Origin of the sequence: Streptomyces sp. NPDC006923 (assembly GCF_040635655.1) — a bacterium.
Lineage (GTDB): Bacteria > Actinomycetota > Actinomycetes > Streptomycetales > Streptomycetaceae > Streptomyces.
The window spans coordinates 46,032-70,252 of the sequence record NZ_JBEYIF010000010.1 but is presented as its reverse complement, the minus strand read 5'-3'; the positions used below and the strand labels follow the sequence as shown (position 1 = coordinate 70,252).

The window sequence follows — 24,221 nt, the reverse complement described above, 5'->3', positions numbered from 1 at the left end:
TACTTAACATGAATGCATAACAGCAGCGGCGCTCATGGGCCGCAGGTCCGCGCTTGCCAGCGCATCGCTGTTGCTCACGACTCCGCGCCGACGCTGCTCGCGCGCCCGGAATCAGGATGGTGTCAGGTGCTACGAGCCCCCTCGGCGGTCGAGTCGGTCTCCCCCGTCATCGACGGCGGCCCGCCGCTGGACCAGTGGTGGCGGGACGCGGTGCTCTACCAGGTCTACATCCGCAGTTTCCTCGACAGCACCGGTGACGGTGTGGGCGATCTGGCGGGAGTCCGCGCCGGTCTGCCCTACCTCAGCAAACTGGGCGTGGACGGCATCTGGCTGAGCCCGTTCTACCCCTCTCCCCAGCACGACCACGGCTACGACGTCACCGACTACTGCGCCGTGGACGGCGTCTACGGCGACCTCGACGAGTTCGACCGCCTCGTGACCGACACCCATCGCCTGGGCATGCGCCTGGTCATCGACATCGTGCCCAACCACTGTTCCAGCGAGCACATGTGGTTCCGGGCGGCGCTGGCGAGCTCTCCCGGCAGCCCCGCACGGTCGATGTTCCACTTCGCCGACGGACGCGGCACGGACGGCGAACTGCCCCCGAACAACTGGCGCGCGATGTTCGGCGGACCCGCCTGGTCCCGGATCACGGAGGCCGACGGCAGCCCCGGACAGTGGTACCTGCACCTCTTCACCCCCGAGCAGCCGGACCTCAACTGGCGCGACCCGCGCGTCGGACACTACTTCGAGCAGGTACTGCGCTTCTGGCTCGACCGAGGTGTGGACGGTTTCCGTATCGATGTGGCGACCGGTCTGTTCCGCCACCCGGAGCTGCCGGACTCGCCCGACCCCGAGGCCGATGAGCGCACCCGTGACTCCGTCAACCCGCTCGCCTGGAACCAGCCCGAGGTGCACGGCGTGTGGCGCGAGTGGCGCGCGGTCTGCGAGGAGTACACCGCCCGCGACGGCCGTGAACGCCTGCTGGTGGGCGAAGTGTCCGTCAGGACCGCGGCCGACCAGGCCCGCTATGTACGCCCCGACGAACTGCACCAGGCGTTCTTCTTCGACCTGCTCAGCGCCCCGTGGAACGCGGACACCTTCCGGCGGACCATCGGCGAGGCGCTCCGGGACATCGCCGGCACCGGCTCCACCGTCACCTGGGTGCTCAACAACCACGACCAGGTCAGGAGCGTCACACGGTACGGCGGCGAGACGGGTGTCTTCGGCGCCACCCGCGCCCGGGCCGCCGCGCTGCTGATGCTGGCGCTGCCCGGAGCCGCGTACATCTACCAGGGCGAGGAACTCGGCCTGCCCGAGGTGGTCGACCTGCCGGACGAGGCGCTGACCGACCCGATCTTCCGCAGGACCGGCAGCCGCCGCTATGTCCGTGACGGCTGCCGTGTGCCACTGCCCTGGTCGGGGCACGCCTCGCCGTTCGGCTTCACCGAGGAGGGCAGCACCGCACAGCCCTGGCTCCCGCAGCCCGCGTGGTTCGCCGAACACACCACGGACCGCGCTCTGCTGGACACCAACTCCTTCTGGCACCTGTACCGCGACGCGCTGAGCCTGCGGGCCCGCCTGCCGCAGCTCGGCGAGGGGGATCTGCGCTGGCTGGACTCCCCGCCGGAGGTACTGGCGTTCCTGCGCGGCGACGGACTGCTCTGCACGGTCAACTTCGGCGAGGAGGCCGTTCCCGCGCCTCTCCGCGGCACTCCGCTCCTCTCCAGCGCGCCCTGCCCGCCCGGCGTGCTGCCCGGCAACACGGCCGCGTGGTGGATCGACGCCACCGGCGTCCTCGGATCCGTCGGCGAACCGTAATCCCGCCGGACCTCCCCGTACGGCGTCACCCCCTTGATTTCGAGCACACCCGCACAGCAAGAGCGCGCACGGCTCACCGAGCGCGCTGACGAAGGGACTTCAATGATGAAGCGCACCGTTGTGGCCACCGCCCTCATCTGTGGCCTGGCTCTCTCCTGCACAGGGTGCGGAGGCGGCGACAGCGACCCGGCCGCCTCCGCGCCGAAGGGCGGGCAGGCCCTCAAGGGACAGAAAGTCACCGTGGCGGCCGTGTGGACCGGCGAGGAGCAGGCCAGCTTCAAGAAGGTGCTCGACGGCTTCACACGGAAGACGGGAGCCGAGATCCAGTTCGTCTCGACCGGCGACAACGTCTCCACCGTCATCGGCAGCAAGATCCAGGGCGGCGACGCCCCCGACGTGGTCATGGTCCCGCAGGTCGGCGTCGTCCAGCAGTTCGCCAAGTCGGGCTGGCTGGCGCCGCTGTCCGCGAACGTGAAGGCCGCCGCCACCAAGAACTACGCCCAGGTGTGGCAGGACTACGGCACCGTGGACGGCACCTTCTACGCCCTGTACTTCAAGGCGTCCGACAAGTCGACTGTCTGGTACAGCCCGACGGCCTTCGCGAACGCCGGTGTCACTCCGCCGACCACGTACGAGCAGATGATGACCGACGCGAAGACGATCGCCGACTCGGGGCTCAGCGCGTTCGCCATCGGCGGGCAGGACGGCTGGACGCTCACCGACTGGTTCGAGAACATCTACCTCTCCCAGGCGGGCGCCGAGAACTACGACAAGCTCGCACAGCACAAGATCCCCTGGACCGATCCGACCGTGGTCAAGAGCCTGACGACGCTGGGCGAACTGTTCAAGCAGAAGACACTGATCGCGGGCGGAGCCGAGGGAGCCCTGCGGACCGACTTCCCGACGTCGGTGACCCAGGTCTTCGGTGACGAGCCGAAGGCCGCCATGACGTACGAGGGCGACTTCGTCAGCGGCAACATCACCAACGACCTGCACAAGAAGGTCGGCACCGACGCCAAGTTCTTCGCGTTCCCCTCAGTGGACGGCGGCCCCGCTCCCGTTGTCGGCGGCGGTGACGCGGCCGTGGCTCTCAAGGAGGGCAAGAACCCGTCGGGCGGCATGAAGCTGCTGGAGTACCTGGCCACCCCGGAAGCCGCGGGGATCTGGGCCAAGTCGGGGGGCTTCCTCTCCCCGAACAAGTCCCTGCCGCTCTCCTCGTACAGCAACGACACCCTGCGGCAGACCGCCAAGTCGCTGATCGGCGCCGGCGACAACGTGCGGTTCGACATGTCCGACCAGGCACCGGCCGCGTTCGGCGGCACCGCCGGCACCGGCGAGTGGAAGCTCTTGCAGGACTTCCTCGCCGACCCGTCCGACCCCGCGGCCACGGCGAAGAAGCTCGAAACCGCCGCCGCCAAGGCCTACAAGAACTGATGGGGCGTCATGTCCACTGCCACGGCCCCCACCGGCCCCGCCATGTCGCCCGGGACATCAGCGCAGTTGCTGGCCAATCGCCGGCGTAAGCGCAAGGCCCGGGTCACCGCCGTACTCTTCGCCCTCCCCGCGCTGACCCTGCTCGGTGCGCTCGTGGGCTACCCGATCCTCTACTCGGTTGTCCGCTCCACCTACGACGCGGGTGGTACCCACTTCGTCGGACTCGGCAACTACGGTGAACTGTTCCAGGACAAGGCCACACTGACGGCTCTGCGCAACACCGCGGTCTGGGTCATCGTCGTACCGGCCCTGCTGACCGGGCTCGGGCTGATCCTCGCGGTCCTCACCGAGAAGATCCGCTGGGCCACCGCGTTCAAGCTGCTGATCTTCATGCCGATGGCGGTCTCCTTCCTGGCAGCCGGTATCACGTTCCGGCTGGTGTACGACCAGGACCCGCAGCGCGGTGTGCTCAACGCGGCGACGGTCGGCATCCACGACGCCTTCACCGACTCGGCCGGCTATCCCGGAGCCCGTCCGCGCGATGCCGCCGTCCTCAAGCACGCCACGGGCGGCGCGTACACCACCGTCCGCACCACCGGCCCCGGCGCACCCCTCACACTGGGGCTGGTCGGCCTGCCGCCGACCGGGATCCCGGCGGAGGCGAAGCAAGCCGTGAACCCCGCCACCACCCGGGCGGCGGACGCGGTGACGGGTGTCGTCTACGTGGACTTCGCACCGGGCGGCGGCGGAAAGCCGAACCAGGTCGATCCCCGTGAACGCGGGCTGCCCGGCGTCAAGCTCCAGCTCACCCGCGACGGGAAGACGGTCGCGGAGACCACCAGCGCCTCCGACGGCGCCTTCGCCTTCAAGGACAGCAAGCCCGGCACCTACGCCGTGCGGCTCCCGGCGGAGAACTTCGCCGAGCCCTACGGCGGCATCGCCTGGCTGGGCCGCACCCTCATCACCCCCGCGATCATGGGCGCGTACCTCTGGGTCTGGACCGGCTTCGCCATGGTCCTGATCGGCGCCGGCCTCTCCGCACTCCCCCGCGAGATGCTGGAGGCCGCCCGCATGGACGGCGCGAACGAATGGAACGTCTTCCGGCGGATCACGGTCCCGCTGCTGGCGCCGGTGCTGAGTGTTGTCTTCGTGACACTGATCATCAACGTGATGAAGGTCTTTGACCTCGTCTACATCATCGCGCCGGGACCTGTGCAGCAGGACGCCAACGTACTGGCCCTCCAGATGTGGCTGGTCTCCTTCGGCGGCGGCAACAACCAGGGCCTGGGCAGTGCGATCGGCGTGGTCCTGCTGCTCCTGGTGATCCCCGCGATGGCTGTGAACATCCGACGCTTCCGCAGGAGTCGCTGATGGCCGCCCAGAGTTCCACCGAGCAGTTGCTGCCGGTCATCCCGGGCGGCGAGGAGAAGACAGCGGCACCGCCCACCGCACCGCGGCGGCCGGGGTCGGGTGCGGCGAGCCGCGCCACCGGGTGGCTGCGCAACGGCCTTGTGCAGGCTGTCCTCATCGTGATCGCGCTCATCTGGCTCACTCCGACGGTCGGCCTGTTCGTGGCCTCCCTGCGTTCGTCGACCGACCAGAGCAAGAGCGGCTGGTGGACGGCGCTCACCCACCCGGGAGGGCTGTCGTTCGACAACTACGGCCGTCTGCTGGACGACAGCGACATGACGCGGGCGTTCTTCAACACCGTCATGATCTCGGTCCCGACCACCGTCGGTGTCGTGGTGCTCGCCGCCCTCGCGGGCTACGCGTTCGCCTGGCTGGAGTTCCCCGGCCGGGACTGGATCTTCCTGCTCGTCGTCGGCATGCTCGTGGTGCCGGTGCAGATCGGCCTGCTGCCGGTCGCCAAGCTCTTCGGCGCCCTCGGCATCTTCGGCTCGATCCCGGGCGTGATCCTGTTCCACATCGCCTATGGGCTGCCCTTCGCCGTCTTCCTGCTGCGGAACTACTTCGCCGAGATACCGCGCGAGATGCTGGAAGCGGCTCGTATGGACGGCGGAACCGAGTGGATGATCTTCTGGCGGCTCATCCTGCCCATGGGCCGTCCGGCCATCGCCAGCCTGTCGATCTTCCAGTTCCTCTGGGTCTGGAACGACATGCTGGTGTCGCTGATCTTCGCCGACAGCGGATCCCAGCCGCTGACCGTCGCCCTCCAGTCCCATGTCCGCCAGTTCGGCGCGAACATCGACGTCCTCGCTCCCGGCGCCTTCCTCTCGCTGATCGTTCCCCTCGTCGTCTTCTTCGCCTTCCAGCGGCACTTCGTCGAAGGAGTGATGGCCGGCTCAGTCAAGTAACGAGCAGGGGCTTCCGGCCACCTCCCCCGGCCGGGAGCCCCACCCCACCAGTGCGGCCGAGGCGGTCGCCACCCGTACCGAACTCAGGCGGTACGGGTGGCGTCCGGCCCGGCCGCACTGTCCGTTGGAGGCACAACGAAATACTTGACACAACATACGTGTCGTGTCATCTTTCTCTTGTGACGACATACGCGAACCACACAACCGCCCCCGTCCAGCAGGTCTCCGTGCTCAGCACCGGCGAGGTGATGATCCGTCCCGAGCACCGCGCCAGGACCCGTAAGCCGATGTACTGGTGGCTGGCCACCTCGCGGCGCTGGACCGAGCCGCTGCCGATCAATGTGTACGTGGTCGAACACCGCGACGGACTCGTACTGTTCGACACCGGACAGGACCGCGCCTCGGTGACCGACCCGGCCTACTTCCCCGGGGGACCGACCGGCCTGATCTACCAGCGGCTCGCCCGCTTCGACATCGCCCCCCACCAGACCCTCACCGCCCAACTCGCCGCGATCGGGTACGACATCCGCGATGTCACCACCGCCGTCGTCTCCCACCTCCACCAGGACCACATCGGCGGCCTGCGCGAACTGACGGGCGCCGAGATCGTCGTCAGCCGCCGTGAGTGGGAGACCCTGCACGAGCCGGCCCCCGAACAGCGCGGACTGCTGCGCTCCCACATCCGGATCCCCGGCCTGCGCTGGACGTACATCGACCCCCGGCCGCTCACGGATCCCGCCCTCGCCCCCTTCACCACCGGCCATGACCTGTTCGGCGACGGCAGCATGGTTCTGCTGCCCACCCCCGGACACACCCCCGGCTCCCTGTCGATGCTCGTCCGCGGCCCCCACCACGCCCCGCTCCTCATGGTCGGCGACGTCACCTACGACTCCGCCCTGCTCGAAGCAGGACACGTTCCCGGCGTGGGTGAGAAGACGCGCCTCACCGATACCACCGCGAAGATCAATGAGATGCGCCGGCGCACCCCGGGGCTGACGGTGCTGGCCGCCCACGACCCCGGCGCGGCCTCCGCACTCGCCGCCGCCACCCGCGCACCCCGGCACACCGGCGCCGTTCGGAGCGCCCACGCCGCTCGCGACTGAACGGAGCGCACACCCCGCCGCCGCACCCAGGCCCCCTCCCGTACCCGCACAGCCCTGAGAAGGAGTTCGACATGACCGGCCGGCAAGCCACCCGATTCCTCGACGCCACACCCGCCCAGGTCCGCGACGCGCTTCTGAATCCTCTCGCCCTGCCCGGCTGGAACCCGGCGTTCAAACATCTCGACGGGCCCGCCCGCGCCACCACCGGCGTCCCCTACGGGCTCACCGTGATCGGCGGATTCACCGGGACCTGGCACTACACCCGTACCGAGGAGCGGGAGATCGCCTACACCTGGCAGATCCCCGGCTTCCGTGAGACCGGCACCTGGCACCTCCGGCCCCTCAACGAGGGCACCCGGGTCACCCATGGGTTCACCCACGAAGGCCCTCTGGCTCGCGCACTCGCCAAGGCGTACCGGGGTGTGGCCGAGTTGCGGCTGGACCGTCTCACCGGACAGTCGGCACGGCCACGGCTCCTCACCGACGCAGCCGTATGAGGGAGACAGGCACTGATCTGGGAGGATGCCCCCATGCCCGCCATGCGTCCCGCTGAGGAACTCCGCTACCTGATCCTGGCCGCCCAACGCGAGGGCAACCGCCTTCTCGGCCAGGCCCTCAAGCCCCTGGGTGTCACCACCTCCCAGGCAGAGGTCATTCGCGTCCTGGAAGACCGCCGGCCTCTCACCCTGAACGGTCTGGGCGAACTCCTGGTCTGCGAGAGCGGCAGCCCCAGCCGCCTCGTGGACCGGCTGGTCTCCGCCGGCCTGGTCAGCCGGGAAGCAGCCGCGCACGACCGCCGCCACATCGAACTCTCGCTCACCCCGGAGGGCGCCCAACTGGCCCGCCGCATCGCGGAGATCGAGGAAGACCTCTACCAGTCCATGGACGCCCTCACCCGCACCCATGACACCGGACAGCTCACGGATTTCCTCCGCGCGTTTGTGGCCGGCCTCCCCGCCGGCCGCGCCCTGGTCCGGCGTACGGCATGACAGCGCACCGGGCCTGACCAGGCACCCCCACCGTCCTCTCGTCCCGCCCACAGGAGCGGCGAAAGCCGGGAGACCGACAGACGCCGCTCGGGCAGACGTTGCTCACTCGCGAGCGAGCGAGTCCAGGAGTTCCCGCGCGGTCTCCAGATCTCTGCTGTCAGCGGTGTCGCCGAGGGCGAGGATCTGGCGGAGGCAGGAGCGGGCCTCCGTGGTCTCTCCCAGCTCGATCAGGGCCTGCCCCAGATCCAGGAGCAGGCTGCCCTCCACGTCGGGGACGCCGATGCGCCGCATCTGGAGCAGACCCCTGCGAAACTGGTCGGCCGCCTCGCGCCACCGCCCCAGAGCGGCGTAGTCGCGGCCGAGCCCGCTGATCGTCTTGGCCCGGCACCTCTCGGCGATGTGCTCGCGCACCGGGCAGTCGGGCGCGTCCAGAAAGGCGATGATGCGCTCGTGCAGGGCCAGGGCTTCCTCGGCACGGCCGAGTTCGCGCGGGAAGACCCGGTAGAAGGTCATGGCTGACAGCCAGGCCTCGTGGTCGCCGGCGGCTTCGAACAGGTCGACGGCGGCGCGGACCTTGTCGAAGCCCTCCTGGGTCTCACCGAGGTAATAGTGGGCCAGTGCCGCGTAGTTCAGTGCCCAGCCCTGCTGGGAGGCGTCCTGGGCGCGGCGGGCGCACTCCAGTGCTTCGTCGGCTCGTTCGAGGGCCTCGCGGTAGCGCTGCTCGCAGTCGGCCAGGGTCCAGGAGTAGAGGTTGAGGTGGACGGCCCGCAGGTACGGGTCGTCGAGTGCGGCGGCGGCCTCGCTGGACAGGCGGAAGACCTCGGGCCAGTGCTCCCAGAGGACCCACAGGCCGACGAGCCATTCCATGGCGGCGGCGGTCTCCACCACCCGGGTGTGCTCGCCCCGGGCGGCCGCGGCGCGCAGTGCGGCGAACCAGGCGGGGACCTCACTTTCGAGCCAGGCCCGGGCCTGCTCCGGGCTCTCCAGCGGGACCAGGCCCTGCCAGGACACGGGCGGTGCGCCGTCCACCCACCGGCCGGCGACGGTGGCGGTCTCCAGCAGCCAGGCGCGCAGCCGGTCCTCGGCCGCGTCCCGCTCGCCGGGTCCCTCCTCGCGCGACAGGCGGGCGCGCGCGAACAGCCGCAGCAGGTCGTGCAGTTGGTAGCGGCCGGTGAAGGATGCCTGCAGCAGCCCGGCCTCCACCAGATCCTCCATCACGTCCTCGGCCTCGGAGACGTCCGTGGCGGTCAGTGCGGCGCCATAGGCGGCGGTCATGTCCGGCCCCGGGACCAGGCTCAGCAGCCGCAGCATCCGGGCGGCCCGGGGAGCAAGCTGGCGGTAGGAGAGCTCGAACGCCGCCTCCACCCGCACGTCACCCGCGGCCAGGGCGCCCAGCCGGCGTTCCTCGTCGGTCAGGCGGCGGGCCAGATGCTCCACACTCCACTCCGACCGGACCGCCAGCCAGTTTCCCGCCACCCGCAAGGCCAGCGGCAGACGTCCGCACAGCTCCGCCACCCGCGCCACGGCCCCGGTTTCCGCCTCGGCCCGTTCCCTGCCCAGGATGCGGCTCAGCAGCTCGACGGCTTCGGACTGCGCCATCTCCGACAGCGCCAGGCGGTCGACGTCCTCCAGCCCGGTCAACGGCCGCCGGCTGGTGACCAGCACCAGACTCCGCCCGCCCGGCGGCAGCAGCGGACGTACCTGCGCCTCGTCGCGGGCGTTGTCCAGCACCACCAGGCACCGGCGCTCAGCCAGCAGGGCCCGGAGCAGTCCCGCCCGCCCCGGCGTATCCTCCTGCGCCAGCCGGCGGTCCGGCACCTCCAGGGCCTTCAGTAGCTTCAGCAGCGCCTCACCCGAGTCCACAGGGCCTTCCACCCCGTGCAGGTCCACCACAAAACACCCGTCGGGGAACTCCCCCGCCAGGTCCGCCGCCGCCTTCAGCGCCAGCGTCGTCTTTCCGCACCCCGGGGCACCCGAGATGACCGACACCGGCACGCCCTCGCCGGTGCGTGACCGGTCCGCGGCCTCCCGCAGCCGTGCCAGCTCTCGATCGCGCCCCGTGAAGTCCCCCACTGATCGCGGCGGCACAGCCGCCCCCACCGCCCTCGCCGGACGCCGCGCCCGCGCAGCCGCCAGCAGAGCCTTCCGCTCCGTATCCGCCAGCCCCAGCCCCTCCGCCAGCGCCACCACCGACCGCCGCTGCGGAACCCGGCTGCGCCCCCGCTCCATGTCGCCGATCGCCCGGCCGCTCACACCCGACGCCTCGGCCAACTCCTCTATCGTCAAACGCGCCTGCTGCCGCAGACCACGCAGCACAACCCCGAACGGCCGCTCCCCGGACACAACCCCTCCTCCTCTCTCCTCTCCGGCCCCGACGCGGTGGTGGACGGTCCGCCGGGCACCGGACTCCCCCGGCGTCTCCCGGCGCCGCCCGCCGGTCCTGAACCGCCGCGTCGCCGGAACGCCCCCATACGCCCAGTATGCGACGCCCCTCCGCCGTGCGACGCACCGCGTCCGACGCCGGGCGCCGATCCACCCGGGGTGCCGGGACAAGCCCTGGGGGTGACCGACGACGGCGTCGTCACCCGGGCTGTCCGTCGCGCCGCGTGTCCACTCAGCGAAGCGTACTGACAGCGCGGGCGATGACGAGGAGTGAGGTCACCAGGGCCGCTACGGCCTGGACACTCATCATGAGCTTGGCCCGGCTCGACAGGGGCATGGTGTCCGTCGGGCTGAAGGCCGTGGAATTGGTGACGGAGACATACAGGTAGTCGGTGAGAACGGGGACCCAGTCGGAGCTGCCGCTGGACCCGTCCGCGACCTCCTGGACGGCGTCGTCATTCTCGTCCTGCGAGAAGCGGAAGTCGGCCAGAGGCAGTGCGGCACGGGGTATCTGGGTGCGGCTGACGGGCCCGCCCCTGTCGAGTTCCCAGTAGGCGAGGCCGAAGACGATGACATTGGTGAGCCAGACCTGAAACGCGGCCAACAGGAGGGACGGTCCGTCTTTGACACCGGCGTGGACGAGTTCGTACACCAGGATCCCCAGGGCTGCCAGGTTGCTGAAGGCGATGAGTGCCACGAGTGTCAGCGACAGGACGCGGAAGGCCCTGGTCTGGCGGGTCAGCCGTTTGGGGTTGATGGCGATCAGGGGTATCAACAGCACTATTTCCAGCGCCGGCAGTACATAGCGCGGGGCGATCAGCAACTGCTCCGGCAGGGCGAGATAGAGGGTGATCGCGATCAGCGTCGCCATGACGCCCGGCAATCGCGCCTCTCCGCGCCTCTGGTGCCGGGGATGCCGGGTCCGGGCGTCCGCACGATTGCGCGACATGTCGTGTTCCCTCCATGTCCGGCCGGGCGAGTCACAGCCGGGAGGCGAACGGACATCGGCCTGAGGCCGCCCGCCATGCGGATCGCCCTCTGCGCGTTCCATGGCCGGGAAGGGGCGCGAAGAGGGGCACCGAAAAACACTCCGGCGGATTGTCAGTCATAGGCCGCTCCAGCGGTCTCGGCGAAACCCGCGCTCAACGGGGCACGGTCCGCCGCCACGCCCTTCGCACCCGGTCAATTCCCGATCGGTGCTCCACCAATTCTTCGCGGTATCCGGTTTCCTTGGGAACTCTTCCACGCCCGAGGAATTCCTACAGCATGGCGGGCCGATGGTAATCGAGTAACAAACGGTCAACGCCTGCGGAGGACCATGACAAGGGCAATGACGACAATGACCAGGATGACCGTACCGAAGCCGATGTACATAGGAAGTTCCTCAATCCGCGTCGGAGGGCCAAGGAGACCGGCCCTGTTGGCCGGCCTCACCCTCACGGCTGCTCTGGTGCCCCGCGTCTCCCCCTGCAAACTGATGCCGTCAGGCACGTCGCCCAAAGGTCCGGCAACGTAAAGGAGGATTGGCGGCCAGGGATTCCACAACGGTCCCGGAGCGCCGGCCCCGCGCCGTGTTGTGACATGCGGAAGAACTGACGGAGCGTCAGCAGGCCCTCGCCGAGCGCTGGTTGCCCGCCCACCGCACGACCGGCTGCCGCCGCCCCAGCCAAGGACGCTGCAACACGCATTTAATATTAAATCCAAGATTGAACCGTTGCCCTCACTGGGCGCCTGATGACACATTGCGTTGCGCACCAGGTCTCCAACTGCCCGGGGTCGGGGCGCTCGCGTTCATCACGCGGGTCTGCCCGACAGCAGCGCGCGGCACCCAGGCATCGCACCAACCATCGTGGCGCGGCGCTGCGCCACTCACACGTACGGCGTTGTACGACACCCCGCAGACCAGCGAAGTCGACCAACCCTGACTCCGTGACGGACAACGGCCCGGCCCAACCGGACCGTGAAAGGCGATGTCGGTAGATGACTAGCAGTGAAAGCTCAAGACTCTCCCGCAGGACGCTTCTTCGGACCACCGCGGCGGCCGGCGCCGGAGCGGCCGCGACGGTGATCCACCCGGGCGCCGCCTCGGCAGCGCCCGCGACCCCCCTGACCGACCACGACCAGCAGTCCACCGGGCCCAGGAGCGGGCGCATCCCGGCCCCGGCGGACTACTTCGGAACTCCGATCGGCACCGACGGCTACCTGGCTCAATGGAGCAGGATGGTCCCGTACTTCCAGCTCATCGGCGCTCGCAGCGACCGGGTGAAGTACGAGGAAATCGGCAAGACCACCCAGGGACATCCGTATGTCCTGCTGACCATCAGCTCTCCGAAGAACCTGGCCAATCTCGACAAGCTGGTCGCCACCAACGCCAGGCTGGCCGACCCCCGCGGGCTGTCCGAGGCCGAGGCCAAGAAGCTGGCCACCAAGGGCAAGCCGTTCTACTACGTGCAGGCGGGCATCCACTCGACCGAGGTCGGCAACTCCCAGGCCGCCATCGAATGGGCCTACCGGCTGGCGACCGAGCGGTCCGACTACATCGAGAAGATCCTGGACAACCTGGTCATCCTGCTTCAGCCGTGCCAGAACCCGGACGGCATCGTCCTTGTCAACGACTACTTCGCCGCGACGGCCGGCACCGACTACGCGCGCACCTACCCCGACCTGTACACCAAGTACACCGGCCACGACGGCAACCGTGACTGGATCATGCTGACCCAGGTCGAGAGCAAGTACAACGTCTCGATCCTGAACAAGTACCGCCCCCAGGTCTTCCAGGACTCCCACGGCGCCGGCGCCGGTTCTCCCCGGCTTTTCACACCGCCGTACCTGTCGCCGTACGACCCCAACATCGACACCATCCTGGTGCAGCAGACCGACACGGTGGGTCTGGCGATGCAGCGGGGCATGACCGTTGCCGGTATGAAGGGCAACGGCTGGGGCTCGGAATACGACTTCTGGTCCGCTTCCCGGCAGTACTGCGCCTACCACGGCGCGGCGCGCATCCTGACCGAGGCGGCGGCCGCCTCCAATCTCGCCTACCCGCAGGTGGGTACGGGACCGCTCGGCCGGCAGACCACCGACATCAACTTCATCGAGCCGTACGACTCAGACACCTGGACGCTGCGCAACATCATCGACTGGGTCTCCCAGGCCTTCTACTCGGGCCTGGAGACGGTCGCCTACGACACCTACAACTGGCTCTACAACTCCTACCGCATCGGGGTCAAGGCGGTCACCCGGACCAGCCCGTACGCCTACGTCATCCCGGCCGGGCAGCGCGACCCGCAGGCGGTCTACGACGCCCTGGAGATATTCCACCTCGGCGCGGTGGAGATACACCAGGCACAGGCCGCGTTCACCGCCGGCGACAAGCGGTATCCCGCCGGGTCGTACATCATCTATATGCAGCAGCCTTACGCCGGGTTCGCCAAGACGCTGCTGGAGGTGCAGGACTACCCGCATCTGCTGGAGTACCCCGGTGGCCCGCCGCAGCGGCCGTACGACACCACCGCGCAGACCCTGCCGATGCTGCTCGGCTTCGAGGCCGACCTCATCGCTACGTCCTTCTCGGCCGGCACCAAGCTGCTGAGGTCCGTCAAGCCCCCGGCGGTCGTCACACCGTCCGCACCGCCGAGCAGCGGGGCGTACGCGATCGGACCGGAGTCCTACGGTGTGTTCCGGATCGTCGCCGCGCTGCAGAAGCAGAACATCCCCACCTTCCGCACCGCGGCCCCATTCAACGACGGCGGTCGCACTTTCCCGGCCGGCACCTTCCTCGTGCCGCCGTCCTCGGCGGCCCGGCAGCTCCTTCAGGCCCAGTCGAAGGCCACCGGCATCCCGGTGTCCGCCCTCCGCACGGTGCCGGCCGTGGCCGGCATCCAGCTCAAGCCGGGCACAAAGATCGGCCTGCTCAAGCCCCCGGGCAACATGCCGTCCGGCTGGCTGATGTGGACGTTCGATCAGTACGGGGTGGACTACTCCGTGGTGACGGCGAGCGACTACGCCAATCTCGGCACGTACGACGCCATCATCATGCCGAAGGGGGTCAGCAGGAACTCCATCGTCAACGGGCTGAACTCGAAGAATTATCCGCCCGAGTGGGCCTGGGCGTTCGGCGTCGGCACGACCGGCTGGAACCAACTGCGCGACTTCGTGACCGGTGGCGGCACACTGGTCACCTACGGCAGCGGGACCGCCACCGCCCAGTCGCTGTTCAGTCTGCCCATCACCTCCGCGCTGCCCGGCGGCTCCTCCTCGGACTTCTACTGCCCGGGATCGCTGCTGAGCCAGGAGTTCGACACGAACAACCCGGTGGCCTGGGGCGTGCCGGAGAACAACCCCGTGTGGTTCGTGTCGAACGACGCGTACAGGGTCACCAGCACGAGCACCTACCCGGTGGACGTGGTGGCCAAGTACCCCGACAGCGGCGAGCAGTTGAAGAGCGGCTGGCTGATCGGGGGCGAAGACCTCAACGGGGCGGTCAACGGGCTGTCCTGGACGATCGGCAAGGGGTACGTCGTCACCTTCGGCAGCGAGATCGGGTTCCGCACCTGGAACCGGTCCGAGCAGCGGACGCTTTTCAACGCCGCTTACTACGGGCCGTCGACGAAGCTCCCGGCCGACCAGTTCACACGCCTCGGACGGTAAATCGTGTGGTGGGGGCGGGTGCTTCCGTCCCACCGCCGGCCCATCCCGGCCAGACAGAGAGGAAGACCCGGTTGCACCCCGACGACGGGAGCTGGACCGGCGCACCGACCCACCTGGAGTGTGGACGATGCGCCGAGCGGTACGACGCGGACCTGCCGCCGGAGGCCACCGCGGCCGAAGTGACCGGCACAGCCCACGGCTGCCGGACACCGCGATGACGGAGTCGCCGAACGTGGACGGTCAGCTCTCCCCGTCACCTTCCGGCACACGGCCGGCGATGGTGGAACTGCGCGGGGTGCACAAGTCCTACGACGGTGTCGAGGTGCTCAGGGGCGTCGACCTGACGGTGGCCCGCGGTGAGGTGGTGGCCGTCATCGGGCCGTCCGGTGGTGGCAAGAGCACCATGCTGCGCTGCGTCAACCTGCTGGAACCGGTGACCTCCGGCCAGGTACTGCTGGAGAACGAGGACCTGACGGGCCCAGGGGTCGATCTGAACACGGTGCGCCGGCGCATCGGCATGGTGTTCCAGCAGTTCAACCTCTTCCCGCACCTGTCCGCCGTCGACAACCTCACCCTGGCGCCGCGCAAGCTGTTGCGGATGCCCAAGGACCAGGCGCGGGAGCGGGCCACCGCGTTGCTGGACCGCGTGGGGCTGGCCGACAAGGCCGACGCGTACCCGAGGCAACTCTCGGGTGGGCAGCAGCAACGGGTCGCCATCGCCCGCGCGTTGATGATGGACCCGCATGTGATGCTGTTCGACGAGGTGACCTCCGCACTCGACCCGGAGCTGGTCAGCGAGGTCCTCGACGTGATGCGCGACCTCGCCCGTTCCGGGATGACGATGCTGTGTGTCACCCACGAGATGGGCTTCGCCCGTGAACTCGGCGACCGCCTGGTGTTCATCGACGGCGGGGTGATCGCGGAGCAGGGCCGCCCGGCCGATGTGCTGGACCGGCCCCAGAACGACCGTACCCGCCAATTTCTGCGCAAGGTTCTCAGATAGCCCGCCCGAGCGGGCAGAAGGAAGTCACGTCGTGAGATCGAAATACGGCACTGTCATCGGTGCGGCGATGGTCCTGGCCCTCGCCGCGGGCTGCTCCTCTTCACCCGACGAGTCGTCCTCGTCCACCGCCGCCTCCAGCAGCCCCGTGAATGTGGGGGCGCCGCTGCCCGACGCGGTGAAGAGCAGGGGCAAGCTGACCGTCGGCGTCAAGTGCGACTACCCGCCGTTCGGATACATCGACGAATCGTCGAAGAACGCGGGCTTCGAAATAGCCATCGCCCGCCAGATGGCCTCCTACGCGTTCGGCGACCCCAACGCGCTGACCCTGACCTGCGTGACCGGGTCCAACCGGGTGTCGTTCCTGACCTCCAAGCGCATCGACCTGATCGAAGCGACGATGAACTACACCCCGGAACGCGCCGAGACCATTGACTTCTCCACCCCCTACTTCGACAGCGGCGTCAAGCTGCTGGTCCCCAAGGACTCCCCGATCACCTCGTTCGACCAGTTGGCCGGCAAGCCGGTCATCAGCATCTCCGGCGCCACCGCCAGCCTCTGGCTGACCCAGTGCATGAAGGACGTCAAGCAGTCGCTGTTCACCGAGACCAGCCAGGCGCTGACCGCGCTGAACCAGAACCGCGGTGTCGCGTTCGCCCAGGACGACACCCTTCTCCTCGACCTGGCGGCGAAGAACCCCAAACTCAAGGTCGTCGGTGAGGCCAAGGCCGACAGCCCCTGGGGAATGGGCGTCCGCAAGGGCGACGCGGAGATGCTCGCCTGGGTCAACGGCGCCCTCGCCCACATGCAGCAGAAGGACTTCTTCTGGACCGAATTCCAGAAGACCGTCACCGACCCCTCCGTGCAGAAGCAGTTCGCGAAGTACGTGCCCCGCCCGGGCAGCGAGCTGACCTACCCGTCCGGCTCCACCTTGAAGTGCTGAGCATGCTCGACGCCGCCGGCTACTCCTTCGACCCGGGCTTCATCGTCCAGCATCTCGACGAGCTCGGCACCGGCCTGCTGCGAACGCTGGCGATCAGCGCCATCGGCATGGCCGGTGCCCTGATCGTCGGCGTCCTGCTCGGCGCGATCAGCACGCTCCGCATACCGGTCGCCCGGCAGCTGATCACGGTCTACATCGAGGTGTTCCGCAACACCCCGCTCCTGGTGCAGATCTTCTTCCTCTACTTCGCGCTACCCGAAACCGGGGTGCAACTCGACGGCTTCACCGTCGGCTGGCTGTCACTGCTCCTGTGGGGCGGTGCCTACAACGCGGAGAACTTCCGCGCCGGTTTCGAAGCCGTCGAAGGCGGCTATGTCGAAGCCTGCCGAGCCCTCGGCTTCCCCCGCCTGGCCGCCTTCCGGCACGCCACCCTCCCCCTCGGCGCCCGTATCGCACTGCCGTCGGTCACCAACATCCTCATATCCGTCTTCAAGAACTCGTCCTTCATGGTCGCGATCAGCTACCCGGAGCTCACCGAAACCGCTGTCAACATCGTCGCCGTCACCTTCCGGGCGTTCGAGATGTTCCTCGCCATCGGCGTGGTCTACCTGGGACTGGTCTGGCTCATGTCACTGGGCGCCGGAGCCATCGAGCGTCGCTTCGCGATACCAGGAGAACACTGATGCCCCCATGGGTCGGACCCGTAGCCGGCTACCTCGCCGACGGCCTGCGCGAAACCGCCCTGCTGGCCCTGGTCAGCATCGCCGCCAGCCTCCTGGCCGGAACGCTGCTCGGCACCGTACTCACCCTGCCCAGCAGACCGGTCCGGGCGGTGGCCCGGGCCTATGTCGAAATCTGGCGGGGCCTGCCGATCATCATCATCCTGTACTTCATCTTCTTCGTCCTGCCCATCATCGGCGTACTGGTGAACACCTTTGTCGCCGCCGCCATCGGACTGTCCCTGTGGGGCAGCGCCAATATGGCCGAAGTCGTCCGAGGCGCCGTCCAGTCGGTGCCCCGGGGGCAGGCCGAGGCCGCGGCGGCGCTGGGCTTCTCCTGGACCGGACGCATGCGGCACGTCCTCCTGCCCCAGGCCGCCCGGCGAGCACTCCCCCCGCTGATCGGACTCGTCGTCAACCTCACCCAGCAGACCTCACTGGCCGCCGTCATCGGTCTGCTCGACATCCTCGAAGCATCACAACGCTCCATCGAGCGGCTCACCCTCTCCGGCGGCTCCTCCCACGCGGTACCGATCCTCGGTGCCGTACTCGCCGTCTTCTTCGTCATCTGCCTGCCACTGACGATGCTGTCCCGCTGGTACGAACGCCGACTTCACTGACGCGCCAACGGCCGCGCCGTAGCCACTCCGGGAAGTACCGTGCCCGGTAGACATCTTCACGGAGAAAAGGGGGGCTCCGGCGACCATGACCGTCCCGCGCCACACTTTGCTGAACGCCGCCTACGACTATCTGCGGGCCGCCATCCTGGAGGGCTCCCTCACCCCGGGCTCCCGCGTCACCGTGCGTCCCCTGACCGAACAGCTCGGCCTCAGCCCCACCCCCATCAAGGCCGCCCTCGCCGCACTCGAACGCGAAGGCTTCCTCATCGCCGTCCCGCACCGCGGCTACTTCGTCCCCGAATTCACCACCGACGACCTGCTGGAACTGTACGAACTGCGCGAGGCCCTCGACGGAATCGCCGCGCGCCGGACGGCCGGGGCCCCCCGCCGTGACGAGATCGCCGACCAACTGGCCCTGCTGCTGGAGAAGCAACGCAAGGCGATCGAGGCGAACAACCTGGCCTCCTACGGCGAATTGGACCTCGCGTTCCACCGCCTGATCTGGGAGGGCTCGGGCAGCAGACGGCTCATCCCCATCGCGGAGAACCTCATCGCTCAGGTGCGCCTGGGCAACCGTCTCTCCGCGCGGGCGCCCGGCCGGCTGCCGGTGGCCATCGAGGAACACGAGGCCATTCTGGAGGCGATCCGGGAGGGCGACCCGCGCGCCGCGGAGCGGCACATCCGCCTCCACGTCCGTGAGGCGGGCCAGGCGCTGCAGCGCTACCTCGAAGTACGGAGTGCGACGGAGCAGTCGCAGCAGCCGTGACTTCTCCTCCCATGACCATGCCCGCGTCCGGCACCGGCATCGGATCCCCCGGCCGAGGTCGTGGCGGGCCCGTCAGCGGCTGACCTCGACGGTGCCAAGATTCCCGACGGGCGCAAGTCAGCGAACAGCCACCAGGACGCAGCTGTTGCCCACCTGCCAGACCGATCCCACCTGGCTGAACCCGGCATGCCGGAGCATTTCCGAGTGCCGGGCCAGTGTCAATCCGTTGTTGCGGTTGCCGTCCTGTCGGTTGTGGCGCCGCCGACGCTCGTGGAAGAGGGCGGTCAGGTTTGGGTCCTGCTCTGCGGCTGCCCACCAGGATTCCCAGTCCTCGTGGGCGAAAGCCTGCTGTCGGCCTGCTCGCTTGTGCCCTACGTGCGCCGCGAGTTCCGCGGCTTCTTGCAGGAGATGGTCGGCGTTGACCAGGACACCGCCGGGCCGCAGTATTCTCGCAAGCTGTGCGTAGACGGTCTGGAGCAGCCGGTCGGGGAAATAGTGCAGCGCGGTGGTCGAGACTGCCGCATCGAGTGGGCCGTCCAGTCCCAGTGTGTCTGTCCACCCGGGCTCTCCGATGACCGCGTCGACGTAGCGAACCGCGTCAGATTCAAGGGACCTGCCGAGTCCTAGGAGCACGGGGTCCATGTCCACTGCGACAATTCGCGCGTCGGGCAGTCGTTGGGAGAGGCGTACGGCCAAGGAGCCGGGGCCGCAGCCGAGATCGACGACCTGTGCCTCGGGTCTGCCCATGGTGACGTGTTCGACCACGTCGGCGACGACGGTGAAGCGCTCTTCGCGATCGATCGCGTAGCGTTGCTGCTGTCGCTCCCAGCGCTCCACCCACATGGCCGCCGTGGTTGTACTCAAGCTCATCGTCCGTGGTTACCTCTCGCGCCCATCCCGCTCCTCGGGGATGAGGAGTAATCTACACGCGACAACGGTTTTCATTAACATTTACAGCTCGGCGAGTACGGCAACGAGGCGATCGACTTCTTCGGGCGTGTTGTAGACATGCGTACTCACCCGTACTGAGGTGCGTGCCTCCCCCGTGCGCGCCTGGCAGTGGGTGTCCGAGCGGACCATGAAGCCGTGGCTGTAGAGGATGAACCCGAGGTCTGCCGCGTCGATGTTCTGGTGTCTGAAGGTGACGATGCCTTTGCGCTGCTGCACGTCGGAGTCCTGCGCGAGGCTGAGCTGGCAGCCGAGGACGTCGTATCGGTCGAGTCCGCGCAGCCCTTCGGTGAGTCGGGCGGCGAGGGCCGTCGTCCATTGCTCGATACGGCCGACCCCTGCGGAGTCCAGCCAGTCCAGGGCTGCTTGGAGGCTGATGATGCCGACGGTGTTCGGCGTGCCGGACCATCCCGACGGGGCGAATGCAGGACCGCGTCGGCCGCGCGCCCAGATCACACCGGTACCGGGGAGGGCCAGGGCCTTGTGCCCGGAGAAGGCGACGAAGTCGACATCGAGATCAGCGAGGGAGATGGGAAGGTGCCCGGCACTCTGGGCGGCGTCCAGGCAGATGACGACGTCGGGCCCGACCACTTCCCGGACCCGGTGCACGTTCATGTCTCCGCCGTAGACATGGTGGACGTGCGTGGTGGCGACGAAGCGGGTGCGAGGGGAGACCAGCGCTGCGAGAGCCACGACGTCGTAGTCGTGCGATCCCCGCTGGTACGGCATGTCGTGGACCGTGATGTGTGTGCCCTGACGGGCCAGCAGTTCCTGTGCTTCGAGCCAAGGTGCCGCGTTCGCTTCGTGGTCGCCGAAGGGGACGATAATCTCGTCACCGTTCCTGAGATACCCCGGCAGCCAGTCACGGGCTACGGAGCGCAGCCCGGCGCTGGTGCCGCTGACGAAGTGCACTTGTGACCGCGCCGGCGCGGGATCCCCGAGGAAATCCTGGACGCGGGCACGTGTGCGTTCGATGTCCGCGGTCGTGCTGTTGGCCCAGGGGTATGCGCCTCGGCTGGCATTGGCGTTGGACGTGGCGAGGTAGGAGTGCACTGCGTCGAGCACGGCCTGTGGTTTCTGCGCTGTTGCCGCGCTGTCCAGATAGACCAGGTCCGGGTGAGCCGTGATGATCGGAAACTGGCTGCGCAGTGATGCCTGCCATGCGCGGAGTTGACTGGGGAACGGGTGTCCGCCGGAGGGAGGCGGCGTCACGGGACCTCACTCCCTTATCAGTTGAGCGCCGGCGTCCCGCCAGGCGACGATGCCGCCGGACAGGCTTCGGGTGTCCGGGTGACCGAGCCGCGTCAGCAAGGCGGCGTACTTCGCCGACTTCTCGCCCACCGGACAGGCCAGGAGAAGTGGCCGGCGTTTGCTGAACGGCAGGCCGTTCCTGAGCAGTTCCTCGAAAAGCTCGTCCACGATGTTGATGGAGCCCTCGATGTGCAGCGCCGCGTAGGCGAAGGGGCTCCGCAGATCGATGACCAGCGGACCGTCCTCCTCCATCCACCGCTGCGCGGTCTCGACATCGATCGTCGTGGCCGTGCGCACCTCGTCGTCCGTGAGCGCGGCGACGGTGTTCCTCTGTTCCGCTCCGCCGAACAGTCCAGGGCGGCGCTTGCGGATGTAACTCAGATAACTCTCGATCCGGTCGCAGACGATGAAGACGGCCGACTTGCGTGTCGTCAACCGCTCGTCGATGGGGCGCAGGTGACGCAGCGCACCGAAGTAGGCGGCGCCCCCGGTGGGCCCGGAAAGTATGCCGCTTCTGCGGGCCAGGACAAGCATCCCGTCGATGGCCTCATCGGACGTGACAGCGTTGATGCTGTGGTAGACGGCCGGGTCGAAGAGACCTACTTCGTGAACCTCGTCGATGTTGCGGATACCGGGTATGAAGTCCGACTTGTGGGCGACCAGTCCGACGACCTCGATGTCAGGGTTGTGCGCTCGCAGGACCCCCGCCACACCCGTGGACGAACCCGCGGTGCCGACGCAGGCGATGAACCAGTCAGGAGCCCGCCCGTCCAGGTCTTCGACAATCTCCGGGCCGGTTCCGGTGGCGTGAGCCTGCACGTTGCGCTCGTTGTAGTACTGATCGGTGTGAAGGTACTCACTGCCGGGTTGGCGCAGTGCCCGGTGGAACTGGGTCAGCGGATCATCGGCGTTCGTGGGGTCGAGGCATTCGGTCTGTCCGGGCAGTTCCTCGATCTGCGCACCAAGCAGCAGAAGCAGCTCCTTGATCTCCGGGACACGCATGCGGTTGCTGACGCTCTTGAAGCCGAGGCCATGGATGCCTGCGATGAGGGCGAGCGCCTTGGCGGTGTTTCCGCTGGAGAGTTCCACTATCTGGCTGCCACGCCGGACGGCGTTGTCCATATCGGGCTGGGTCATGCTCCAGGCCGCTCGGTCCTTGACGGAACCGAAGGGGTTGAACAGTTCCAGCTTCGCGTACAGATCGATGTTCTGCAGACCGTGAACGGCTTGATCGATGCGCAGCAGAGGTGTCTGCCCGATGATGTCGGTTATGTTGTCGTATCTCATCGCTCGGTTCCCGAGGTTGCGAGGGGCCAGTATTGATCGTCGAGGGTCCAGTGCCAGGCCATGCCGTCGTGATGTGCCGCGACTTTGCGGGCTTGCGGCCGTCGTTCGGCCAGGTGCGCACTGAAGTCCATGCAGTACCCCGCGGTGTTCGCGAAACACAGGAGTTCACCGGGCACGGGAAGCCGGGGAAGAAAGACGACGCGCTTGGTGATCAAGTCCGATTCGAGGCAGAGGTTGCCGAAGAGATGGACCCCGACGGGCTTCTCCGCGGGCGGGCGCCCTCCGGGGCGAGGAACTATCACCGGGTCCATCAGGACCCCGTGGTCTTCCAGTCCGCAGTCGGCGGCGTTCATGCCCAGACGTACGATCCCCACGCCGTCGCCCGTGTCGCTGGGCTCGCGCACTTCCAGCACTCTGGCCAGCGTGACCCCGCATTGGTCCGCCAGTGCCCGGCCCGGCTCCACGCAGAGGTCGTAAAGACTCTCCAGGAGCAGCGTCGCCAACGGCCGGCCCAGTACGGGGGCCGGCGTGCTGAGCAGTTCGTCCAGGTATGCGGGACCGGTGGTGGCGCGGTACGCCGGGTAGAGCCCGAGGCCGCCGGCCAGGTTCCCGTTTTCGTTGCGCAGGCCATAACCGTGGCCCTGCCAGGTGAGGGGCGGTCGGTTACCGAGTACCGACCTGGTCAGCTCGGTGGTGTAGCTGTCCCACTGCTGGGCCTGAGCCAGGTAACTGACCCCGAACCCTCCGCCGATGTCGATGAACCGCGGTCGCATTCCGCGGTTGCGGCATTCGTCCAGGACTACAAGACAGCCTTCAAATGCGACAGTCTTCTCCGTGAGGCTGATCGTGTCGAGGTGGTACCCGACCCCGATCAGTTCGACTGCGTCCATGTTTCGACCGACCAGGTCCAGCAGGCCGGCGACCTCACTGACCGGGGTTCCGAAGCGGCTGGGCCGCAACAGTGTGCGTACCCCTGCGGAAGGGAATCCGGCCAGCCGTAGCACTACCCGGGCTCGTGGAAGCCGGTGTGCCCGGACGAGCGAGGCGAGTAACTCCAGTTCTGCCCGGCCGTCGATGTGGAACGTCACGCCGGTTCGGGCCCCGAGCCAGAGAAAGTCAGGATCCTTCGGTCCGCTCGCGCCGACACGGTCGGACGTGAACCCCGATGCCAGGGCGTGCTGCAACTCCTCAAGAGAGGCGATGTCGATGGAGGCCCCGGAAGCCGCGAGACGACGCACCAGAGAACTCGACCGGTTCGCCTTGTGCGCGAAGAGGATCTCACCGCCGAGGCGATGGTTGCGGAAGACGGACTGGAAGCCCTCGACATTCTCCGCGATCTGTTCCGGGAGCATGACGTTCAGGGGAGAGCCGAGTCCGCCGACGAGACTGTGCAGGAATCCGTTGTCTTTCATCAGTGAAGCAAGACGTGGCTCCAGCCTTGGTTCTAAATATAGCGGACTGTCCACTTTGCTCCGACCTCTTCCGCTACTTGTGCGCCGTTGACTTGCGCGTTCGATTGCCTGCCCCGTGCAGCCTTTCCCCATCTCGGGCCTCTTCATGCAGCAATGACAATCATGGTCAGAAGGAGATCTCATCTCCGGGGGCGGGGGGGTCAACTCATACCCAACGGGGGCATGTCTATACAATCCGGAAGCCGGAAGGCTGCTTGTGCTTGCTGCCCTTCGCGCCCCCGTCGACGGCCCGCTTCCAGTCCTGGCGGCCCCTTCAATGCCCGAAGACGGGAGCCGTCGACCGCCGCACACCACCGCGCGGAACCACATCTGGTCGGCGATTGCCCAGATCGCCCTCGACCTCCGGCCTGGATGCGGACACCCCTCCCCCTCACGGCACGCCGCCGCTGATCTCCACGCCGCCGAGGGCGACCGGCCCGCGACGGCATCGCGACAGGGCCTCTACAGCGCCGCCTTCGGTCCCATGCTCTCAGCCTCATGGTCTGACCCGGCGCAGAGACCGGCCGCACACGATCCGGGAG

19 protein-coding genes are annotated in these 24,221 nt (G+C 68.1%); 13 read left to right on the top strand and 6 right to left on the bottom strand.

The window, feature by feature from the left end; translation table 11 throughout:
* The first annotated feature begins 168 nt into the window (after window positions 1-168).
* From ABZ707_RS21170 to ABZ707_RS21140, 7 genes are all read left to right on the top strand, one after another.
* The gene (locus ABZ707_RS21170; protein WP_360177432.1) at window positions 169-1,821 is read left to right on the top strand and encodes a glycoside hydrolase family 13 protein; all 1,653 of its coding nucleotides are present in this window, start codon (window positions 169-171) and stop codon (window positions 1,819-1,821) included.
* Between the two features lie 102 nt (window positions 1,822-1,923).
* Complete coding sequence (locus tag ABZ707_RS21165) at window positions 1,924-3,255, top strand: ABC transporter substrate-binding protein (RefSeq protein WP_360176960.1); 1,332 nt, start codon at window positions 1,924-1,926, stop codon at window positions 3,253-3,255.
* Window positions 3,256-3,297: 42 nt separating this feature from the next.
* Window positions 3,298-4,626 (top strand): ABC transporter permease subunit, encoded by a 1,329-nt coding sequence (locus ABZ707_RS21160; protein ID WP_360177429.1) that lies wholly within the window; start codon window positions 3,298-3,300, stop codon window positions 4,624-4,626.
* Complete coding sequence (locus tag ABZ707_RS21155) at window positions 4,626-5,570, top strand: carbohydrate ABC transporter permease (protein WP_360176957.1); 945 nt, start codon at window positions 4,626-4,628, stop codon at window positions 5,568-5,570. Before ABZ707_RS21160 ends, ABZ707_RS21155 begins: the two co-directional genes overlap by 1 nt.
* A 179-nt stretch (window positions 5,571-5,749) precedes the next feature.
* The gene (locus tag ABZ707_RS21150; RefSeq protein WP_360176954.1) at window positions 5,750-6,673 is read left to right on the top strand and encodes an N-acyl homoserine lactonase family protein; all 924 of its coding nucleotides are present in this window, start codon (window positions 5,750-5,752) and stop codon (window positions 6,671-6,673) included.
* Between the two features lie 71 nt (window positions 6,674-6,744).
* Complete coding sequence (locus tag ABZ707_RS21145) at window positions 6,745-7,170, top strand: SRPBCC family protein (protein ID WP_360176951.1); 426 nt, start codon at window positions 6,745-6,747, stop codon at window positions 7,168-7,170.
* A gap of 33 nt (window positions 7,171-7,203) precedes the next feature.
* Window positions 7,204-7,662, top strand: coding sequence for a MarR family transcriptional regulator (locus ABZ707_RS21140; RefSeq protein WP_360176948.1), 459 nt, complete (start codon window positions 7,204-7,206; stop codon window positions 7,660-7,662).
* Window positions 7,663-7,764: 102 nt separating this feature from the next.
* Here the strand turns inward: ABZ707_RS21140 and ABZ707_RS21135 are convergent, their stop codons facing one another.
* Together ABZ707_RS21135 and ABZ707_RS21130 are read right to left on the bottom strand one after the other, a co-directional pair.
* The gene (locus tag ABZ707_RS21135) at window positions 7,765-10,005 is read right to left on the bottom strand and encodes a helix-turn-helix domain-containing protein (RefSeq protein WP_360176945.1); all 2,241 of its coding nucleotides are present in this window, start codon (window positions 10,003-10,005) and stop codon (window positions 7,765-7,767) included.
* A gap of 271 nt (window positions 10,006-10,276) precedes the next feature.
* Complete coding sequence (locus tag ABZ707_RS21130) at window positions 10,277-10,993, bottom strand: hypothetical protein (RefSeq protein WP_360176942.1); 717 nt, start codon at window positions 10,991-10,993, stop codon at window positions 10,277-10,279.
* Window positions 10,994-12,024: 1,031 nt separating this feature from the next.
* On the opposite strand from ABZ707_RS21130, the gene ABZ707_RS21125 reads away from it, so the two are divergent.
* The 6 genes from ABZ707_RS21125 (at window position 12,025) to ABZ707_RS21100 (ending at window position 18,742) form a co-directional block, all read left to right on the top strand.
* The gene (locus tag ABZ707_RS21125; protein WP_360176939.1) at window positions 12,025-14,694 is read left to right on the top strand and encodes a M14 family zinc carboxypeptidase; all 2,670 of its coding nucleotides are present in this window, start codon (window positions 12,025-12,027) and stop codon (window positions 14,692-14,694) included.
* A 277-nt stretch (window positions 14,695-14,971) separates the two neighbouring features.
* Complete coding sequence (locus ABZ707_RS21120; protein ID WP_360177426.1) at window positions 14,972-15,697, top strand: amino acid ABC transporter ATP-binding protein; 726 nt, start codon at window positions 14,972-14,974, stop codon at window positions 15,695-15,697.
* A gap of 31 nt (window positions 15,698-15,728) precedes the next feature.
* Window positions 15,729-16,637, top strand: a complete 909-nt coding sequence (locus ABZ707_RS21115) for a transporter substrate-binding domain-containing protein (RefSeq protein ID WP_360176936.1) — start codon at window positions 15,729-15,731, stop codon at window positions 16,635-16,637.
* A 2-nt stretch (window positions 16,638-16,639) separates the two neighbouring features.
* Entirely contained in the window at window positions 16,640-17,320 is a 681-nt protein-coding gene (locus ABZ707_RS21110) for an amino acid ABC transporter permease (RefSeq protein ID WP_360176933.1), read from the top strand.
* On the top strand, window positions 17,320-17,976 hold the full coding sequence (locus ABZ707_RS21105) for an amino acid ABC transporter permease (RefSeq protein WP_360176930.1): 657 nt from the start codon (window positions 17,320-17,322) through the stop codon (window positions 17,974-17,976). Before ABZ707_RS21110 ends, ABZ707_RS21105 begins: the two co-directional genes overlap by 1 nt.
* Before the next feature lie 85 nt (window positions 17,977-18,061).
* Entirely contained in the window at window positions 18,062-18,742 is a 681-nt protein-coding gene (locus ABZ707_RS21100; RefSeq protein ID WP_360176927.1) for a GntR family transcriptional regulator, read from the top strand.
* Between the two features lie 117 nt (window positions 18,743-18,859).
* Here the strand turns inward: ABZ707_RS21100 and ABZ707_RS21095 are convergent, their stop codons facing one another.
* From ABZ707_RS21095 to ABZ707_RS21080, 4 genes are all read right to left on the bottom strand, one after another.
* The gene (locus tag ABZ707_RS21095; RefSeq protein ID WP_360176924.1) at window positions 18,860-19,612 is read right to left on the bottom strand and encodes a class I SAM-dependent methyltransferase; all 753 of its coding nucleotides are present in this window, start codon (window positions 19,610-19,612) and stop codon (window positions 18,860-18,862) included.
* 81 nt (window positions 19,613-19,693) lie between these two features.
* The gene (locus ABZ707_RS21090) at window positions 19,694-20,902 is read right to left on the bottom strand and encodes an aminotransferase class V-fold PLP-dependent enzyme (protein WP_360176921.1); all 1,209 of its coding nucleotides are present in this window, start codon (window positions 20,900-20,902) and stop codon (window positions 19,694-19,696) included.
* Window positions 20,903-20,908: 6 nt separating this feature from the next.
* Window positions 20,909-22,228: a pyridoxal-phosphate dependent enzyme gene (locus ABZ707_RS21085; RefSeq protein ID WP_360176918.1), complete on the bottom strand. Its 1,320-nt coding sequence runs from the start codon at window positions 22,226-22,228 to the stop codon at window positions 20,909-20,911.
* Entirely contained in the window at window positions 22,225-23,640 is a 1,416-nt protein-coding gene (locus ABZ707_RS21080) for a Y4yA family PLP-dependent enzyme (protein ID WP_360176915.1), read from the bottom strand. The genes ABZ707_RS21085 and ABZ707_RS21080 overlap by 4 nt, the downstream gene beginning before the upstream one ends.
* Between the last annotated feature and the right edge of the window lie 581 nt (window positions 23,641-24,221).

What these genes read in the sequence shown, in the direction of transcription:
- ABZ707_RS21160 (WP_360177429.1), top strand. Translation starts at nt 3,298, where the DNA reads ATGTCGCCCGGGACATCAGCGCAGTTGCTGGCCAATCGCCGGCGTAAG.
- ABZ707_RS21100 (WP_360176927.1), top strand. Translation starts at nt 18,062, where the DNA reads ATGACCGTCCCGCGCCACACTTTGCTGAACGCCGCCTACGACTATCTG.
- ABZ707_RS21095 (WP_360176924.1), bottom strand. Translation starts at nt 19,612, where the DNA reads ATGAGCTTGAGTACAACCACGGCGGCCATGTGGGTGGAGCGCTGGGAG.
- ABZ707_RS21130 (WP_360176942.1), bottom strand. Translation starts at nt 10,993, where the DNA reads ATGTCGCGCAATCGTGCGGACGCCCGGACCCGGCATCCCCGGCACCAG.
- ABZ707_RS21125 (WP_360176939.1), top strand. Translation starts at nt 12,025, where the DNA reads ATGACTAGCAGTGAAAGCTCAAGACTCTCCCGCAGGACGCTTCTTCGG.
- ABZ707_RS21110 (WP_360176933.1), top strand. Translation starts at nt 16,640, where the DNA reads ATGCTCGACGCCGCCGGCTACTCCTTCGACCCGGGCTTCATCGTCCAG.
- ABZ707_RS21105 (WP_360176930.1), top strand. Translation starts at nt 17,320, where the DNA reads ATGCCCCCATGGGTCGGACCCGTAGCCGGCTACCTCGCCGACGGCCTG.
- ABZ707_RS21145 (WP_360176951.1), top strand. Translation starts at nt 6,745, where the DNA reads ATGACCGGCCGGCAAGCCACCCGATTCCTCGACGCCACACCCGCCCAG.
- ABZ707_RS21155 (WP_360176957.1), top strand. Translation starts at nt 4,626, where the DNA reads ATGGCCGCCCAGAGTTCCACCGAGCAGTTGCTGCCGGTCATCCCGGGC.
- ABZ707_RS21080 (WP_360176915.1), bottom strand. Translation starts at nt 23,640, where the DNA reads ATGAAAGACAACGGATTCCTGCACAGTCTCGTCGGCGGACTCGGCTCT.
- ABZ707_RS21165 (WP_360176960.1), top strand. Translation starts at nt 1,924, where the DNA reads ATGATGAAGCGCACCGTTGTGGCCACCGCCCTCATCTGTGGCCTGGCT.
- ABZ707_RS21085 (WP_360176918.1), bottom strand. Translation starts at nt 22,228, where the DNA reads ATGAGATACGACAACATAACCGACATCATCGGGCAGACACCTCTGCTG.
- ABZ707_RS21140 (WP_360176948.1), top strand. Translation starts at nt 7,204, where the DNA reads ATGCCCGCCATGCGTCCCGCTGAGGAACTCCGCTACCTGATCCTGGCC.
- ABZ707_RS21120 (WP_360177426.1), top strand. Translation starts at nt 14,972, where the DNA reads ATGGTGGAACTGCGCGGGGTGCACAAGTCCTACGACGGTGTCGAGGTG.